This is a genomic window from Pseudomonas sp. B12(2026) (assembly GCF_057767015.1).
This window is the reverse complement of record NZ_CM173430.1, coordinates 1,341,653-1,354,730: the sequence shown is the minus strand read 5'-3', so window position 1 is coordinate 1,354,730 and position 13,078 is coordinate 1,341,653. Positions and strand designations below refer to the sequence as shown.

Annotated in this window: 12 protein-coding genes; 8 read left to right on the top strand and 4 right to left on the bottom strand. The window is 68.7% G+C overall.

Going from position 1 to position 13,078, the window contains the following annotated elements; all coding sequences use genetic code 11:
* The first annotated feature begins 80 nt into the window (after window positions 1-80).
* Window positions 81-1,022, top strand: coding sequence for a CAF17-like 4Fe-4S cluster assembly/insertion protein YgfZ (gene ygfZ, locus AC3B6A_RS06360; protein ID WP_488401445.1), 942 nt, complete (start codon window positions 81-83; stop codon window positions 1,020-1,022).
* A 185-nt stretch (window positions 1,023-1,207) separates the two neighbouring features.
* Window positions 1,208-2,044 carry an HDOD domain-containing protein gene (locus tag AC3B6A_RS06355; RefSeq protein WP_488401444.1) on the top strand — a complete coding sequence of 279 codons (837 nt, stop codon included), beginning with the start codon at window positions 1,208-1,210 and terminating at the stop codon, window positions 2,042-2,044.
* A gap of 107 nt (window positions 2,045-2,151) precedes the next feature.
* Here the strand turns inward: AC3B6A_RS06355 and tctE are convergent, their stop codons facing one another.
* Together tctE and tctD are read right to left on the bottom strand one after the other, a co-directional pair.
* Window positions 2,152-3,561, bottom strand: coding sequence for a two-component system sensor histidine kinase TctE (gene tctE / locus AC3B6A_RS06350; protein ID WP_488401443.1), 1,410 nt, complete (start codon window positions 3,559-3,561; stop codon window positions 2,152-2,154).
* On the bottom strand, window positions 3,554-4,225 hold the full coding sequence (gene tctD / locus AC3B6A_RS06345) for a two-component system response regulator TctD (protein WP_488401442.1): 672 nt from the start codon (window positions 4,223-4,225) through the stop codon (window positions 3,554-3,556). The genes tctE and tctD overlap by 8 nt, the downstream gene beginning before the upstream one ends.
* Before the next feature lie 215 nt (window positions 4,226-4,440).
* On the opposite strand from tctD, the gene AC3B6A_RS06340 reads away from it, so the two are divergent.
* Genes AC3B6A_RS06340 through AC3B6A_RS06320 form a run of 5 tightly spaced genes read left to right on the top strand, consistent with a single transcriptional unit; the run spans window position 4,441 to window position 9,822 of the window.
* The gene (locus AC3B6A_RS06340) at window positions 4,441-5,730 is read left to right on the top strand and encodes an OprD family porin (protein ID WP_488401441.1); all 1,290 of its coding nucleotides are present in this window, start codon (window positions 4,441-4,443) and stop codon (window positions 5,728-5,730) included.
* A 28-nt stretch (window positions 5,731-5,758) separates the two neighbouring features.
* Entirely contained in the window at window positions 5,759-6,736 is a 978-nt protein-coding gene (locus tag AC3B6A_RS06335; RefSeq protein WP_488401440.1) for a Bug family tripartite tricarboxylate transporter substrate binding protein, read from the top strand.
* 54 nt (window positions 6,737-6,790) lie between these two features.
* The gene (locus AC3B6A_RS06330) at window positions 6,791-7,258 is read left to right on the top strand and encodes a tripartite tricarboxylate transporter TctB family protein (RefSeq protein WP_488401439.1); all 468 of its coding nucleotides are present in this window, start codon (window positions 6,791-6,793) and stop codon (window positions 7,256-7,258) included.
* A gap of 10 nt (window positions 7,259-7,268) precedes the next feature.
* Window positions 7,269-8,786: a tripartite tricarboxylate transporter permease gene (locus tag AC3B6A_RS06325; RefSeq protein WP_488401438.1), complete on the top strand. Its 1,518-nt coding sequence runs from the start codon at window positions 7,269-7,271 to the stop codon at window positions 8,784-8,786.
* Window positions 8,779-9,822 (top strand): AbrB family protein, encoded by a 1,044-nt coding sequence (locus AC3B6A_RS06320; protein ID WP_488401437.1) that lies wholly within the window; start codon window positions 8,779-8,781, stop codon window positions 9,820-9,822. Before AC3B6A_RS06325 ends, AC3B6A_RS06320 begins: the two co-directional genes overlap by 8 nt.
* 76 nt (window positions 9,823-9,898) lie before the next feature.
* Here AC3B6A_RS06320 and ung read toward each other — a convergent pair whose 3' ends face one another.
* The gene (gene ung / locus AC3B6A_RS06315; RefSeq protein ID WP_488401436.1) at window positions 9,899-10,591 is read right to left on the bottom strand and encodes a uracil-DNA glycosylase; all 693 of its coding nucleotides are present in this window, start codon (window positions 10,589-10,591) and stop codon (window positions 9,899-9,901) included.
* Between the two features lie 240 nt (window positions 10,592-10,831).
* On the opposite strand from ung, the gene AC3B6A_RS06310 reads away from it, so the two are divergent.
* Entirely contained in the window at window positions 10,832-12,079 is a 1,248-nt protein-coding gene (locus AC3B6A_RS06310; RefSeq protein ID WP_488401435.1) for an ABC transporter substrate-binding protein, read from the top strand.
* A gap of 6 nt (window positions 12,080-12,085) precedes the next feature.
* Here AC3B6A_RS06310 and AC3B6A_RS06305 read toward each other — a convergent pair whose 3' ends face one another.
* Window positions 12,086-12,964, bottom strand: coding sequence for an AraC family transcriptional regulator (locus AC3B6A_RS06305; RefSeq protein WP_488401434.1), 879 nt, complete (start codon window positions 12,962-12,964; stop codon window positions 12,086-12,088).
* Between the last annotated feature and the right edge of the window lie 114 nt (window positions 12,965-13,078).

Here is a 13,078-nt window from a genome sequence, read left to right as displayed (position 1 = left end):
GGCCCGGCTCCCGGCACCCGCTGACAAGCCTCGGTCCCGGCTCTATCATGAGGTCCCTAACTTTCTTCCGGCGAATCACCATGACCGCCTCCGCTTTCCTCACCGTTCTCGACCACGAAGGGATCCTTGCCGTACGCGGAGTGGATGCCGCGAAATTCCTCCAGGGCCAGTTGACCTGCAACCTCGGCTACCTGAACGACGAAACCTCCAGCCTCGGCGCGCGCTGCACCCCCAAGGGGCGCATGACCTCCAGCTTCCGCATCCTCGCCGAAGCCGACGGCTACCTGCTGGCGATGGCCGGCGACCTGCTCGAAAGCCAGCTCGCCGACCTCAAGAAGTACGCCGTGTTCTCCAAGGCCAGCCTGTCGGACGACAGCGCCCAGTGGGTGCGCTTCGGCCTCAGCGGCGCCGATGCGCTGCTCGCCGGGCTGGGCCTGGCGCTGGACGGCCGGGCCGACCAGGTGGCGCGCCACGACGGCCTGATCGCCATCGCCCTCGGGCACGGCCGCACTGAGCTCTGGGTGCCGGCGCCGCGCGCTGCCGAGCTTGGCGAGCGCCTGGGCGCGCAACTGGCCCGCGGCGAGCTCAACGACTGGCTGCTCGGCCAGGTCCGCGCCGGCGTCGGCCAGGTGTTCGGCGCCACCCGCGAGCTGTTCATCCCGCAGATGATCAACCTGCAGGCCGTCGGCGGCGTGAGCTTCAAGAAGGGCTGCTACACCGGCCAGGAAATCGTCGCGCGCATGCAGTACCTCGGCCGCCTCAAGCGCCACCTGCACCGCCTGGCGCTGGACGGCGCCGAGCTGCCGGAGCCGGGCCGCGAGCTGTTTTCGCCGGTGCACAACAGCAGCGTCGGCGAAGTGGTGCTGGCCGCCCGCGCGGCGGACGGCGTCGAGCTGCTCGCCGTGCTGCAGGACGACGCCGTCGCCGATGGCCAGGTGCGCCTGGGCGAGGCCGACGGCCAGCCGCTGCGCCTGCTGGACCTGCCCTACAGCCTGGACAAGGACCGCGAGATCCAGCGCTGAATCCCCCGCCAAAGACCTGCGCCGGATGATGCCCCGTCCGGCGCAGGGCACCGCGCGAGGAAACGATTTGGTGATCCCCATAACCGACGCATGACGCGGCACCGTGCACAATGCGGCCCGTTCCCACGGGTTGCGCGGCAACACGACTCACCAAGAAGCGACATCAGACCCAAACAGGAAGTGCCATGAGCAAGCTTGCCGACAAAGTACAACAGGAACTGCTTCGAGCCATCGAGAACGATGAACTGGTACTGCCGACGCTGCCGGAAGTCGCCCTGCGCGTGCGCGAGGCGGCGGAAGACCCGGACATCAGCATCCAGGCACTGAGCAAGGTGATCGGCAACGACGCCGCGCTGACCGCGCGCATCATCAAGGTGGTGAACAGCCCGCTGCTGCGCACCAACAAGGAAATCACCGACCTGCAGATGGCGATCAGCCGCCTGGGCATCAACTACACCTGCAACCTGGCCACGGGTCTGGCCATGGAGCAGATGTTCCAGGCCACCTCCGACGTGGTCGACCGCAAGATGCGCGAAGTCTGGAACAAGAGCACCGAGATCGCCGGCATCTGCCACGCCCTGTGCCGCCACTACACCCGCCTGATGCCGGACCAGGCCACCCTCGCCGGCCTGGTGCACCAGATCGGCGTGCTGCCGATCCTCACCTACGCCGAGGAGCACAGCGAGCTGCTGGCCGACTCCATCAGCCTCAACCACGTGATCGAGCGCATCCACCCGGTCATCGGCGACCGCATCCTCAAGGCCTGGGAATTCCCGGCGCCGATCGCCGCGGTGCCGGGCCAGCACCTGGACTTCAGCCGTGATTCCGCCAAGGTCGACTACGTGGACATCGTCCAGGTCGCCACCCTGCAGAGCTACCTGGGCAGCCAGCACCCGTACACCGAACTGGACTGGAGCCGGATCCCGGCCTTCGCCAAGCTCGGCCTGGACCCCAATGCCGATCTCAAGGAAGACGAAGACCTCTCGGCGGCCATGGAAGCAGCGATGAGCATGCTGCAGTAACGAGCCGGCGTTCGCTCCTGCGAGGTCATGATTGGCTTTTCGCAGGCAGTTCCTGGAGTCCACGAGCCCCGAAACCCGCCCTCGCCGGCGGGTTTCGCGTGTCTGGCTCAAAGGCTTTCCACCGGGAAGCTCACCCGCACCAGCAACCCGCCCAGTTCGCCCTGCGCCAGCTCGATCCGGGCACGGTGCGCGCTGCAGATCTCGCCGACGATGGCCAACCCCAGGCCGGTGCCCTGCTGGCGGCGGCGGTAGAAGCGGCGGAACACCTTGTCGCGCTCCTCCAGCGGAATCCCCGGCCCGTCGTCCTCCACCTCGAGGCAGGCCGGCGACAGCACGCGGATGATCACGTTGCCGTCCGCCGGAGCATGGACGATGGCGTTGTCCAGCAGATTGCTGAGCAGCTCACTGAGCAGCATGGGATCGCCCTTCACCCACACCGGATCGTCCGCCTCCAGCGCCAGCGCCACACCGCGCGCATGGGCCAGCGGCGCCAGCGCCAGGCCCAGCTCCCGCGCCAGCTGGCCGAGCTCGACCGCCTCGCCCGCCCCTTCGGCGATGGCGCGCGCGCCGCTTTCGACGCGCGCCAGGGACAGCAGCTGATTCGCCAGCCCGGTCACCCGGTCGGTGTTCTGCACGGCATCCACCAGGGTCGCCCGCCATTGCTGCGGGTCCTGCTCGCGCAGGCCCAGTTCCAGCCGCGCCTTGAGCGCCGCCAACGGCGTGCGCAGTTCGTGCGAGGCCTCGGCGATGAATTGCGACTGCCGGTCGAACAGTCCGCGCAGGCGCACGGTGAAGTGGTTCAACGCCGCCACCAGCGGACGCAGCTCGCGCTGCACCCGGACCTCCGGCAACGGCCGCAGGTCGTCCAGCTGCCGCTCCTCCACCGCCGCGCGCAGGCGATCCAGCGGGCGCAGGCCGGCGCTCACCGCATACCAGACCATCAGCAGCGCGGCGATGGCCGACAGCGCCAGGTTCAGCAACGTATCGCCGAGCAGGTTGCGCGCCAGTCGCTCGCGGGCCCCGAGGGTTTCCGCCACGCGGATTTCCGCCATGCCGTTGACCGTCGGCTGGCTGACCGGCTGCTGCAGGCTGACCACCCGCACGCCCTGCCCCTGGTAGCGGGCGTCGTAGAACTTGGCCAGCGCCGGGTAATCATCCGTGCGCGGCGTGTCCGGAGACGGCGCGGGCAGGTTCTCGTAGCCGGAAATCATCCGCCCCTGCGGGTCGATCACCTGGTAGAAGATGCGCCCGGCGCTGTCGTACTCGAAGCTGTCCAGCGCCACATAGGGCACGTTGGCGCGCAGGGTGCCGTCGCTGGCGTAGAGGCCGTCGGCGATGCTCCGCGCAGACGCCAGCAGGGTGCGGTCGTAGGCAATGTCAGCGGTGTGGCGGGCACGCGAGTAGGTCACCGCGCTGCCGATCAGCAGCAGCACCAGCAGCATGCCGCCCAGCCGCCAGAGCAGCCGGCCACGCAGGCTGCCGGCACCGGGGAAGTGCCAGCGGCGCGGCTCAGCCATCCCGGGCCTCGAGCAGGTAGCCCAGGCCGCGGAAGGTGACGATGCGCACCGAGCTGCCTTCGAGCTTCCTGCGCAGGCGGTGCACGTAGATTTCGATGGCATCGGCACTGGCGTCCTGGTCCAGGCCGAACACCTGGGCGGCCAGCTGCTCCTTGCTCATCACCCGCCCCGGGCGGGCGATCAGCGCTTCCAGCACCGCCTGCTCGCGGGAGGTCAGGTTCATCGCCTGGTCGGCCAGCGTGAAGCGCCGCGCACCGAGGTCATAGACCAGCTCGCCACAGCGCTGCTGTTGTTCGCCGCCGAGCACGCTGCGCCGCAGCAAGGCTTTTACCCGCGCTTCCAGCTCGGTCAGTTCGAAAGGTTTGGCCAGGTAATCGTCGGCGCCCAGGTTCAGCCCGTGCACGCGGTCGCGCACTTCGCCGCGCGCGGTGAGCATCAGCACCGGCAGGGTCTTGCCGCGTTCGCGCAGGCGCGCCAGCACCTGGAAGCCGTCCAGGCGCGGCAGGCCGACGTCGAGGATCGCCAGGGCGTAGTCCTCGCTGGCCAGGGCCAGGTCGGCGGCCACGCCGTCCTGCAGCAGGTCCACGGTCCAGCCGGCGCCCTTGAGCGCCTGGGCGACGCTTTCGCCGAGCTGCGGATGGTCTTCGACCAGAAGGATTCGCACGCGGATTCACCCCTACGACGACAGGTTCGGGCCGGCAGTTTACCCATCCGCGAGTGGCTGTGAACGGGGGAAATTCGCTGAAAACACTGCGAAAGGCGACTGAAAGCCTGGTGAAAGCTTAGCCCGTTAGCATCGCCCCCAAGCGGCGAAGACCGCTCAGAGCGAAAGGCGGCGTGGTGCCCTTTCGTGACAACAACAAGAACCGGAGACCACAGATGCCCACTGCCCAGCCCCAGGCTGCACTGGCTGTCCGCAAGCCCTTTTCCCCTCGTCTGTCCCCTGCCCTGCTGGCCGTCGCCGGCTTCGCCCCGCTGTGCGATGCCGCAGGCTTCATCGAAGACAGCCGCGCCCAGCTCAGCACCCAGAACATCTACTTCAACCGCGACTTCCGCGACGGCAGCGGCCAGTCCAGGCGCGAAGAGTGGGCGCAAGGCTTCATCCTCGATTTCCAGTCCGGCTACACCCCCGGCACCCTCGGCGTTGGCCTCGACGCCATGGGCATGCTCGGCCTCAAGCTCGACTCCTCGCCCGACCGCACCGGCACCGGCCTGCTGCCGACCCATGACGACGGCCGCGCCGCCGACGAGTACAGCAAGCTCGGCCTGACCGCCAAGTTCAAGGTATCCGAGACGGAGCTGAAAGTCGGCAGCCTGATCCCCGACCTGCCGACCCTGCAGCCCAACGACAGCCGCCTGTTCCCGCAGACCTTCGAAGGCGGCCTGCTCAACTCCACCGACCTGCCGGGCCTGGACTTCACCGGCGGGCGCCTGGAGAAGGCCAGGGACCGCGACTCCACCGACTGGCAGGACCTGGCGCTGAACAACAAGAACAAGCGCTTTTCCGGCGGCAGCGCCGAAGGCGACCACTACGACCTGGCCGGCGGCGACTACACATTCACCGACCACCTCACCGGCCGCTACCACTACGCCGCCCTGGACGACGTCTACCGCCAGCACTTCGTCGGCCTGCTCGCCAGCTACCCGCTCGGCCCCGGAAAATTCAGCGCCGACCTGCGCCTTGCGCTCAGCGACGACCAGGGCGAAGCCCGTGGCGGCAAGATCGACAACCAGGCCTTCAACGGCATGCTCGGCTACGCCCTGGGCGCCAACAAGTTCAGCCTCGGCTGGCAGCGGATGAACGGCGACACCGCCTTCCCCTACATCGACGGCAGCAACCCCTACCTGGTGAACTTCGTGCAGATCGGCGACTTCGCCGACGCCGAGGAGCGCTCCTGGCAACTGCGCCACGACTTCGACTTCGCCGGCCTCGGGATTCCCGGCCTGACCCTGATGAACCGCTACATCAGCGGCGACGATGCCAGAATCAATGGCATGGACGGCCATGGCAACGAATGGGAACGCAACACCGACCTGAAGTACGTGATCCAGAGCGGGCCGCTGAAGGACGTCGCGGTGCGCGTGCGCAACGCCACCTACCGCTCCAACTTCGCCCGTGATGCCGATGAAACCCGCGTCTACCTCAGCTACTCCGTGGCGCTCTGGTAAACCGACAACAACAAGAGAGGAACTGCCCATGTCCACCGTCCTGCGCAACCTGACCCTGGCCGGCGCCACCCTGCTGTTCGCCGGCAGCCTGATCGCCGAGCCCAAGCGCCCGGAATGCATCGCCCCGGCCTCCCCCGGCGGCGGCTTCGACCTCACCTGCAAGCTGGCGCAGAGCGCCCTGATGGACGAGAAGCTGCTGTCCAAACCGATGCGCGTCACCTACATGCCCGGCGGCGTCGGCGCCGTGGCCTACAACGCGGTGGTCGCCCAGCGCCCGGCCGACGGCAACACCATCACCGCCTTCTCCAGCGGCTCGCTGCTGAACCTGGCGCAGGGCAAGTTCGGCCGCTTCGACGAGAACGCGGTGAAATGGCTGGCGGCGGTAGGCACCAGCTACGGCGCCATCGCGGTGCCGGCGGACTCGCCGTTCAAGAACCTCGGCGACCTGGTCGCCGCGCTCAAGGCCGACCCAAGCAAGGTGGTGATCGGCTCCGGCGGTACCGTCGGCAGCCAGGACTGGATGCAGACCGCGCTGGTCGCCAAGGCCGCAGGCATCGATCCCAAGCAGCTGCGCTACGTCGCCCTGGAAGGCGGCGGCGAGATCGCCACTGCGCTGCTGGGCAAGCACATCCAGGTCGGCAGTACCGACATCTCCGACTCCATGCCGCACATTCGCGCCGGCAAGATGCGCCTGCTGGCGGTGTTCGCCGAGGAACGCCTGAAGGATGAAGGCATGACCGACATCCCCACCGCCAAGGAGCAGGGTTACGACATCGTCTGGCCGGTGGTGCGCGGCTTCTACGTCGGCCCGAAGGTGAGCGACGAGGACTATGCGTTCTGGAAAGGCGCCTTCGACAAGCTGCTGGCCTCGGAAGACTTCGCCAGGCTGCGCGATCAGCGCGAGCTGTTCCCCTTCGCCATGACCGGGCCGGAGCTGGACGCCTACGTGAAGCAACAGGTCGCCCAGTACAAGCAGCTCGCCCGCGAGTTCGGCCTCATCCAGTAACGCCCCGCGCGGCATCGGCGGCCGATCACGGCCGCCGATGCAAGGAGTTTCCCCATGTCGCAAACCAGCCTCTTCCAGCGGCTGTTCGCCGGCGCCTGGCTGCTCGCCTGCGTCGCCTTCGCCCTGATCGCCTGGAACTACCAGGCGCCCTTCTCCTACGAACCGGTCGGCCCGCGCGCCTACCCGCTGCTCTGCCTGGGCCTGATGGCCGCGGGCCTGGCCTGGCTGATCGTGCGCCCCACGCCGATCAAGCGTGACGAGGACGAGCCCGCGCTGGAAGGCGCGCTGCTGGCCAAGGTGGTGCTCTGCGTCGCGCTGCTGGCGGTCTACGCCGGCCTGTTCGAACCGCTGGGCTTCATCCCGGCCAGCGCCCTGATCGGCACCTTCATCGCCCTGATCTACGGCGGCCGCCCGCTGGCCAGCGTGGCCATGGCCACGCTGCTTGCCATCGGCCTCTACCTGCTGTTCGACCGCGCCCTGGATGTCCCGCTGCCGCTGGGCATCCTCGAACCCCTGCTCTGAGGAAAAGACCATGGAAACCTTGAGCTACCTGGGACAGGGCTTCGGTGTCGCCCTGACGCCCTACAACCTCATCACCGCGCTGATCGGCACCCTGATCGGCACCGTCGTCGGCCTGCTGCCGGGCCTGGGCCCGATCAACGGCGTGGCGCTGCTGATCCCGGTGGCCTTCGCCCTCGGCCTGCCGCCGGAGTCGGCGCTGATCCTGCTGGCCGCCGTGTACCTGGGCTGCGAATACGGCGGGCGGATTTCCTCGATCCTGCTGAACATCCCCGGCGAAGCCTCCACCGTGATGACCACCCTCGACGGCTACCCCATGGCGCGCAACGGCCTGGCCGGCGTGGCCCTGTCGCTGTCGGCCTGGAGCTCGTTCATCGGTGCCTTCATCGCCACCTGCGGCATGGTGCTGTTCGCCCCGCTGCTGGCGAAATGGGCGATCGCCTTCGGCCCGGCGGAATACTTCGTGCTGATGGTCTTCGCCATCGTCGCCCTCGGCGGGCTGGCCGGCGACCGGCCGCTGAAGACGCTGCTGGCGGCGCTGCTCGGCCTGTTCCTGTCCAGCGTCGGGATCGACGCCAACAGCGGCGTGTACCGCTTCACCTTCGACAACATCCATGTCTCCGACGGCATCCAGTTCGTGGTGCTGGTGCTGGGCCTGTTCTCGGTGAGCGAAATCCTCCTGCTGCTGGAGAAGACCCACCACGGCCACCAGATGGTCAAGGCCAGCGGGCGCATGCTGTTCAACGTCAGGGAAGCGGCCGCGGTGTTCGTGGTCAACCTGCGCTGCGGCCTGCTCGGCTTCATCATGGGCGTGCTGCCCGGCGCCGGCGCGACCCTGGCCAGCGCCGTGGCCTACATGACCGAGAAGAAGCTGGCCGGCGAAACCGGCCAGTTCGGCAAGGGCGACATGCGCGGCCTGGCGGCGCCGGAAACCGCCATCGGCGGCGCGGCGTGCGGCGCCCTGGTGCCGATGCTGACCCTCGGCGTGCCCGGCTCGGGCACCACCGCGGTGATGATCGGCGCGCTCAGCCTGTACAACATCACCCCCGGCCCGCTGCTGTTCCAGGAGCAGCCGAACATCGTCTGGGGTCTGATCGCCTCGCTGTTCGTCGCCAACGTCATGCTGATCATCCTCAACGTGCCGATGGTCCGGGTGTTCACCCGCATCCTCTCGGTGCCGAACTGGGCGCTGGTGCCGGGCATCGCGATCATCACCGCGATCGGCGTGTACGCCGTGCATGCCACCACCTTCGACCTGTTCCTGATGGTCGCCATCGGCATCCTCGGCTACCTCCTGCGCAAGCTGGACTTCCCGCTCTCGCCGCTGCTGCTGGGCTTCATCCTCGGCGGACTGATGGAACAGAACCTGCGCCGCGCGCTGTCGATCTCCAATGGCGAGCTGGGCATCCTCTGGTCCAGCCCGATCACCCTCGGCACCTGGGCGCTGGTCGCGCTGATGCTCGGCCTGCCGCTGTACCGCGCCTGGCGCAAGCGCAGCCGTCGCGCCCCGGTCGGGCTGGCCGATGCATAAGCTGGCGGACTGGCGCCGGTTCTGGGCAACGCCCCTGATCGGCGCCCTTGGCGGCTGGCTGGCCGAAGGGGTCGGCTGGCCGCTGCCGTGGATGATCGGCTCGCTGCTGGCGGTGATGCTCAGCCGCTGCCTGCTGGACTGGCCGCTGGCGGAAGTCCCCGGTGCGCGCAAGGCCGGGCAATGGGTGGTGGGCACCGGGATCGGCCTGCACTTCACCCCGGCGGTGGTCGAGCAGGTGCTCGAACACGGCGCCATCGTGGCGCTCGGCGCGCTGGCCACCACGCTGTCGAGCCTGGCCGCCATCGTTCTGCTCAGGCGTGCCGGCGAGGACCGCGCCACCGCGTTCTTCTCCAGCATGCCCGGCGGCGCCAGCGAGATGGTCAACCTCGGCCTGCGCCACGGCGCGCAGGCCAGCCGCGTGGCGGCGGCGCAGAGCCTGCGCCTGCTGCTGGTGGTGCTGCTGGTGCCGGCAGCCTTCACCTGGCTGCTGGGCACCCAACCGCCGAGCGCGCACGCAACCACGCTCAACTGGGAATGGCTGGCCCTGCTGCTGCCGGCCGGCGCGGCGGTCGCGTTGATCCTGCAGGCGCTGCGCCAGCCCAATCCCTGGCTGCTCGGGCCGCTGCTGGCCAGCGCCGTCGCCGCCATCGCCGCCGACCTGCAGATCGGCCTGCCGGCGGGCAGCAGCTCGCTGGGCCAGTGGCTGATCGGCAGCGCGCTGGGCTGTCATTTCAGTCGCGGTTTCTTCCGCAACGCGCCGGCCTTCGTCGGCCGCAGCCTGGTCTGCACCCTGTGGATGATGCTCGCGGCGGCGCTGGTGGCGGAGTTGATCGGCTGGCTCGGGCCGCTGGATCAGCAGTCGCTGATGCTCGGCATGATGCCCGGCGGCATCGCCGAGCTGAGCCTGACCGCCGAGGCGCTGCAACTCTCGGTGCCGCTGGTCACGGCCCTGCAGGTGCTGCGCCTGCTGCTGGTGCTGTTCCTCGCCGAACCCTGCTTCCGCCTCTGGCAGCGTCGCGCCGAGGCGGCGGAGTAAGTGCCACGCTCGCCGGGCCGAGTTCCCCGGCGATTTCTCCAGGCCCGCCTCGCGCGGGCCTCTTTTTTGGGGCGGGTCAGGCCGGCGGCAACGACCAGTCGATCGGCGCCATCCCGTGCTGTTCGAGGAATTTGTTGGTGCGGCTGAAATGCCCGTTGCCGAGGAAGCCCCGGTAGGCCGACAGCGGCGAAGGGTGGGCCGACTTGAGGATCAGGTGCTTCTGCGCGTCGATCAGCTTCTGCTTGCTCTGCGCATGGGAGCCCCAGAGCAGGAACACCAGGTGCTCGCAGCGCTGGCTGACCACCTCGATCACCTTGTCGGTGAACAGTTGCCAGCCGGCCTGGGCATGGGAGCCGGCGCGCGCCTGCTCGACGGTGAGCGAGGTGTTGAGCAGCAGCACGCCCTGCTCGGCCCAGTGCTGCAGGTAGCCGTGGCTGGGGATCGGCAGGTTCAGGTCGCGCTGCAGCTCCTTGTAGATGTTCTGCAGCGACGGCGGCGTCGGCACCCCCGGCTGCACCGAGAAGCACAGGCCGTGGGCCTGGCCGGGGCCGTGGTAGGGGTCCTGGCCGATGATCACCACCTTCACCCGGTCCAGCGGCGTGGTGTTCAGCGCGTTGAAGATCAGCGGGCCGGGCGGGAAGATCACCTTGCCGGCGGCCTTCTCCGCACGGAGGAAATCGCCCAGCTGCTTCATGTAGGGCTTCTCGAACTCCTCGTGGAGGGCTTCCTTCCAGCTGGCTTCCAGCTTGATCCGGTCTTCGCTTGTCATGACTCATCTGCCTGGTGAAACGAACCGGCACGCTAAGCAAGCGCCCCGGTCAAGTCAAGGCGCCCGCCGCCCCGGCCCGGACAGCCGCGGCGCTCGCCCAGGGCGGGTCTGGGAAACCGCGCGCCACCCACGACCATCAGACACCTCCGAATTCGACCAAAGACTAATAGGACCGCTGTACCAGCCTGTGCACAGTCCGTCTCTCGCTTCACCCGCCAATAACAACAACAGGGAACGAACATGCGACTTCTGACCGCCGCACTCACGCTGGTGGCTGCCTTCAGCTGCCTGACGCACGCCGCCGAGCCGATCAACCTCGGCCTCAGCTACCCCCGCACCGGCTCCTACAAGGAAGAAGGCCTCGCGCAGATGCGCGGCGCGTTGCTGGCCATCGACGAGATCAACGCCCACGGCGGCGTGCTCGGCCGGCCCCTGCGCCTGCTGAGCAAGGACGACGCCTCGCGCCCGGAAAAGGCCGTGCGCAATGTCGACGCCATGTCCGCCGACGGCGTGGCGATGTTCTTCGGTGGCGCCTCCAGCGCCGTGGCCATCGCCGCCGGCGAGCGCGCCGCGCAGAAGAAGCTGCTGTACTTCGGCACCCTCACCTACTCCAACGACACCACCGGCAAGGACGGCCAGCGCTACATGTTCCGCGAGTGCAACAGCGCCTGGATGAGCGCGCGGGCGCTCGGCAACTACCTCGGCCGCACGCTGCCCGGCAAGCGCTACTTCTATATCACCGCGAACTACACCTGGGGCCTGACCACCGAGAGCTCGCTGCGCCACTACACCGGCACCGAGGACGTCGCGCAGAACCCCTCGATCAAGGTGCCCTTCCCCGGTGCGCGCCTCTCCGACTATCGCGACGCCCTGACCCAGGCCGCCGCGAGCAAGGCCGACGTGCTGGTCCTGGCGCTGTTCGGCGAGGACCTGGTGCGCGCCATCGGCATCGCCGACGAACTGGGCCTGACACGCAACCACCAGATCATCGCGCCGAACCTCACCCAGAGCGTGGTGGAACTGGCCGGCCCCGGCCTGATGCAGGGCGTGATCGGCACCGAACCCTGGACCTGGCAGGTGCCCGAGCGCGAAGGCTCGGCGCGCGGGCAGGCCTTCGTGCGCGACTTCGTCCAGCGCTACGGCGTCTACCCCGCCAGCTCCGCGGCGTCCGCCTACAGCATCGTCTACCAGTGGGCCGACGCCGCCCAGCGCAGCGGCAGCCTGGACAGCGAGGCGCTGATCAAGGCCCTGGAAGGCCACCGCTACAGCCTGCTCAAGGGCCAGCAGGAATGGCGCGCCTTCGATCACCAGAACGTGCAGCGCGTCTACGTGGTGAAGGTGAAACAGCGCGACGCGGTGCTGCGCGACCCGCTGCACCAGGACTTCTTCGAGATCGTCGAGCACATGGACGGCCCCGAGGCGGCCCCGACCCTCGCCGAATGGCAGGCCGAGCGCAGCGCCGCGGGCAAGCCGCTGACCCTGCAGTAAAGCGCCTCAGCCGGTGTGCAGCGCCCGGTAATGACTGGGCGCCATGCCCACCACGCGCTTGAACAGCCGCGAGAAGTAATAGGCGTCGGCGTAGCCCAGCTGTTCGGCCACCTGGCGCACCTCCAGGTTGCCCTGGTCGAGCAGCCGGCAGGCATGGGTCATCTTCAGGCGGATGAAGTCCTGGATCGGCGCCTGCCCGGTCAGCGCGCGGTAGGTCTTGGCGAAGTGGAAGCGCGACAGGTGGAACTGCGCCGCCAGCTCGTCGAGGTTCAGCGCATCGTGCAGGTGCTCGCGCATCAAGGCCTGCACCGCCTCCACATCCAGCACGCGCCCGGACTTCAGCCGCGCCCGCACCGGGCGCAGGGCCAGCGAGGTCAGCAGGCTCTGCAGCAGGTGCGCGGCATGGATGAAGTGCGGCAGGCTCAGGCCCTGCCGGCGCAGCGCCAGCAGCGCATCGAACTCGCCCAGCAGACGCGGCTGCACGCCCACCCGCAGGCGCGGCGACTTGCCCAGCGGCCGCAGGAACTCCTCCGCCAGCCGGCCATCCAGGTGCACCCAGAAGATCGACCAGGGCCGCTGCGCATCGGCGCCATAGGCATGGGCGCGGCCCCTGGGGAGCACCAGCAGATCGCCGCCGGCGACCTCGAATCGTCCATCCGCCGTTTCCAGCCAACCGAGCCCAGCGCTGCAGTAGATCAGCAGATGGTCCTCCGGCGCGGCACGTTCCATGCGATGTCCGGCCGCCGCCGGATAATAGCCCAGCGCCACTGGATAGCAGGCCTGGCCGAGCGGATGGCGGTCCAGCGCGCGGCGCAGGCGCGGCGGCGTGATGAAACGCACGCCCTGCTGGGGCAGCGGCCAGGACGAGGTGAGTGGACGGGACATGGCGAGATTTCCGCGCGCGTGAATGCCAAGATCGTCCATCCCCTGAGCAAGATCGTCAATCCACAGCCGACGGCGCAACCGCTATAACCGATGGAAATTCGCGCACCGCGCGAC

Excerpts from the sequence above, each read along its gene's own strand:
- AC3B6A_RS06330 (WP_488401439.1), top strand. The coding sequence starts at position 6,791 with ATGTCGCAAACCAGCCTCTTCCAGCGGCTGTTCGCCGGCGCCTGGCTG.
- AC3B6A_RS06310 (WP_488401435.1), top strand. The coding sequence starts at position 10,832 with ATGCGACTTCTGACCGCCGCACTCACGCTGGTGGCTGCCTTCAGCTGC.
- AC3B6A_RS06335 (WP_488401440.1), top strand. The coding sequence starts at position 5,759 with ATGTCCACCGTCCTGCGCAACCTGACCCTGGCCGGCGCCACCCTGCTG.
- ung (WP_488401436.1), bottom strand. The coding sequence starts at position 10,591 with ATGACAAGCGAAGACCGGATCAAGCTGGAAGCCAGCTGGAAGGAAGCC.
- AC3B6A_RS06305 (WP_488401434.1), bottom strand. The coding sequence starts at position 12,964 with ATGTCCCGTCCACTCACCTCGTCCTGGCCGCTGCCCCAGCAGGGCGTG.
- AC3B6A_RS06340 (WP_488401441.1), top strand. The coding sequence starts at position 4,441 with ATGCCCACTGCCCAGCCCCAGGCTGCACTGGCTGTCCGCAAGCCCTTT.
- AC3B6A_RS06325 (WP_488401438.1), top strand. The coding sequence starts at position 7,269 with ATGGAAACCTTGAGCTACCTGGGACAGGGCTTCGGTGTCGCCCTGACG.
- ygfZ (WP_488401445.1), top strand. The coding sequence starts at position 81 with ATGACCGCCTCCGCTTTCCTCACCGTTCTCGACCACGAAGGGATCCTT.
- AC3B6A_RS06320 (WP_488401437.1), top strand. The coding sequence starts at position 8,779 with ATGCATAAGCTGGCGGACTGGCGCCGGTTCTGGGCAACGCCCCTGATC.
- tctE (WP_488401443.1), bottom strand. The coding sequence starts at position 3,561 with ATGGCTGAGCCGCGCCGCTGGCACTTCCCCGGTGCCGGCAGCCTGCGT.
- AC3B6A_RS06355 (WP_488401444.1), top strand. The coding sequence starts at position 1,208 with ATGAGCAAGCTTGCCGACAAAGTACAACAGGAACTGCTTCGAGCCATC.